Below are 3,171 nucleotides of genomic sequence, written 5' to 3'. Positions count from 1 at the left end.
CTTCGCCGGGCCGACTTCGTCACCCAGCCGCTCATCGAGTACGGCGTCCCCCGCGCCGCCGAACCAGCAGTCCACGAAGCCGTCCACCAGCCGGCCGAGCCGCAGCCCGAGGGCCAGGTAGCCGGTCACGACCGGCGGGACGGGGGCGTCCGGACCGGCCGCCTCCCCCCGCCCGGCCGCCCCCGACCCGGCCGCCTCGGGGGCGGCCGTCACCGCCGGTCCATCTCGTCGGTCAGCTTGATCATCGCGTCGACCGCGCGGTCCAGCTCGTCGCGGTCGTTGTACAGGTGCGGCGCGAGCCGGATCGCGTACCGCTCGGTCGCGGCGTCCCGGACGGGGAAGAAGGTGAACCGCAGGTTGATCCCGTGCTCGCTCTCCATCCGCTCCTCGAACTCCATGAACCGGCGCGGGTCCACCGCGTGCTCGGGGTCGCGGAACGGCTGGAAGGCGACCATCCCGGAGTGCAGCCGCCGGTCGTGCAGCGGGCTGAAGAACGACTCCTCGCCCCAGTGCGCGGCGATCCGCTCCTTCAGGTGGTCGCAGAGCCCGTGCACGTACCGCTGGATCTCCGCGCGGCCGATGTGCTCCCAGATCTCCGCCGCCGTCTGCAGCGCCGGGCCCCGCGAGAGGTCCGCCGACCCGGTCTTCTGCAGGAACGTGCCGATGTCGTAGGACGCCTCGCGCCCGGTGGCACGCGGCGGCAGCTCACCCTCGATCGGGTACCAGAGCGAGATCACCGGCCAGAAGCCCGGCAGCGGCAGCGGGTTGTACTCGGGCAGCACCTTGTTGCGCGCGTACAGGACGCCGGTGCCCATCGGCCCGCACTGGTACTTCGCGCCGGACCCGCTGACGAAGTCGACGCCCAGCTCGCGCAGGCTCATGTCGAACTGGCCGGGCAGGTGCGCGCCGTCCACGACGGTGGTGAGGCCGTGCTCGTGCGCCAGCTCGGCGAGCATCCGGGTCGGCATGGTGGTGCCGACGGTGAAGGTGACCGCCGCCCACTCCAGCACCCGGGTGCGCGGGGTGATCGCGGCGGCGAACATCTCCACGATCTCCTCGGCGGTCTGGTCGGGGCCGAGCCGCGGGGTGAGCTTGGTGACCTCGATGCCGCGCCGGTTGCGCAGCAGGTTCAGCGGCGCCTGCATCGTGTAGCACTCGTGCGTGGTCGTGACGACCTCGTCGCCCTCGGCCAGGTCCAGGCCGTTCAGGATGCGGGCGTTGCCGTCGGTGGCGCCCTGCACGATCGCGATCTCGTCGGGGTCGCAGCCGTAGCAGCGCGCCAGCGTGGCGCGCGGCTCGGTGAGCGTGGTCGGCGGGTAGGGGTCGCGCGGGTAGCGGGCGTACTCGGTGTCAGCGGCGCGCAGCATGTCCAGCACCGGGTGCGGGGTGGAGCCGAGCGTCCCCACGTTCAGGTGGACGAGGTCGGGCGTCAGGGGGAAGAGCCGCCGCAGTTCGGCGTGGACGGCCGGGTCGTCCAGCGGGCCGGTGGGGAAGCGGTCCGCCCATTCCCGGGGGGCGCGCGGCGGGGCCGCGGACGCCCCCGTCTCGCCCTCGGTGCGGCGGCGCGCCATCGCCACGATCGCCGACTCGGTTCCCTTGTCCTCCACGAGAAGCCTCCCTCGGGACACGGTCACGGCTGTTCCCGCATTCTACAATTTCACTTTAAAATTATCTAGTGTCACGGACGGCGACGTCGGCGACGCGGAGGGCCGGAGCGGCCATGCGGGAGAGGGCGTCGTCCCACTCCCGGGCGAGTGCCGGCCGACTCCGCCCGGCCTCCGTGACCCGCGCCAGCATCGACACGATCCGCTCGCTGAATCTGAAGTCGTCCACGGCGCCGACGATCTCGCCGTCCTCGATCAGGTAGACCCCGTCCCGCGTGGAGCCGGTCAGCGCCAGCGTCCGCGGATCGGTGGGACGCAGGTACCAGAGGCTGTTCACCAGCAGCCCCCGCCGGGTGCCCTCCACCATCGCCCGCAGACCCCGGCCGTCCGCCGGGCCGTCCAGGCGGAGGTTGCCGATCCCCGGCGTCACCGGCAGCCCGCTCGCCTTGGCCGAGTGCCGCGTCTGGACGAGCGCCGTGAGCACCCCGTCGTCCAGCCAGCGGGTGGGGCGGAGCGGAAGGCCGTTGTCGAACACCGACGCGCCACCGCCGGGGGCGCGGACGACCGTGAACGGCGCGCACTCCAGGCCCGGCAGCGCCGGATCGCTGTGCAGCGTGAGGCCGGGCGCGGTCAGGCGCTCGCCCACCCTCGGCATGCCGTCCGGGGTCGCGAAGGGCGACGCCCCGTCCAGCGCGTCGCGCGCGTCCAGCGCCTCGTAGACGTACAGCAGCAGGTCGGCCACGCAGGACGGCGAGAGCAGCACCTCGTACTCACCCGGCGGGACCTCGGCCCGACGTCCCGCCCAGCGGACGCGCTCCGCGAGGTCCGCGCGCAGCCACGCCAGCGCCGCCGCCGCATCGAACGGCCCGGTGCTCGGCAGCGGCACGCCGCCCCAGGCCGAAGCCCGCTCGTCCAGCGCGTCGCGCGCGGTGAGGTCGATCAGGCCCTCACGCTGCGTGTGCCTCGACCTCACCCCTGTCGAGGTGGCCAGGTACGTCGTCCGGACGGTGTGCTCGGCATAGCCGTAGAGCACGTGGCCGTCTTCGCGCGCCCGCGCGATGACGGCCTTCAGCCCGCCACCGAACGTGGTCAACCATTCCGCGCCGTCCTGGGCGGGAGAGCCGCTCGCAAGGTCCGTGCCGGCCTCCCCGCCAGTCTCCACACCGGCCTTCGGGCAGGTCTCGTCGGGAGTGAGCAGGGGCATCGCGTCGGGAGAGGCGGGGGACTCGCGGGCCGCGCGTTCGGCCTCCGCGACGAGCCCTCCGACGTCGTCGGCCGGATCGCCGTGGCGGGTCACGGCCGCGGTGGCCGTCCCCTGGCGTCCCGCCGCGAACGCGACGACCGTGATCCGGTCGTCGCGGACCAGGCCGGCCGTCGTCACCGCGTTCTCCGCCCAGCGCACCTGGGCGGCGTCCTCCCCGTCCACGATCACCACGCAGCCGTCGGCGCGGCTCGCCGCCAGCGCCCGTTCGGCCGTCCTCTCCGCGCTCTCCCAGCGGCTCATGCCCCGGCCTCCCGTGCGGCGTTGACGACCTCGACCCCGGCGAACACGGCGGGCGGCGCCCCG

General features: G+C 74.0%; 3 protein-coding genes. All 3 read right to left on the bottom strand.

What is annotated here, in order from left to right; translation table 11 throughout:
* Positions 1-213: hypothetical protein (locus AB0J52_RS33720; protein ID WP_500186928.1), on the bottom strand; the 213-nt coding region annotated here is incomplete at its 3' end.
* Complete coding sequence (locus AB0J52_RS33715; protein WP_500186927.1) at positions 210-1,607, bottom strand: aminotransferase class V-fold PLP-dependent enzyme; 1,398 nt, start codon at positions 1,605-1,607, stop codon at positions 210-212. The genes AB0J52_RS33715 and AB0J52_RS33720, both read right to left, overlap by 4 nt.
* Before the next feature lie 61 nt (positions 1,608-1,668).
* The gene (locus AB0J52_RS33710; RefSeq protein ID WP_500186925.1) at positions 1,669-3,108 is read right to left on the bottom strand and encodes a metallopeptidase TldD-related protein; all 1,440 of its coding nucleotides are present in this window, start codon (positions 3,106-3,108) and stop codon (positions 1,669-1,671) included.
* Positions 3,109-3,171 lie beyond the last annotated feature (63 nt).

The sequence above is a fragment of the Spirillospora sp. NPDC049652 genome, from assembly GCF_040675125.1.
Classification (GTDB): Bacteria; Actinomycetota; Actinomycetes; order Streptosporangiales; family Streptosporangiaceae; genus Spirillospora.
Note: the sequence above shows the minus strand (reverse complement) of the source record. Positions and strands in the feature narration are given on the sequence as shown.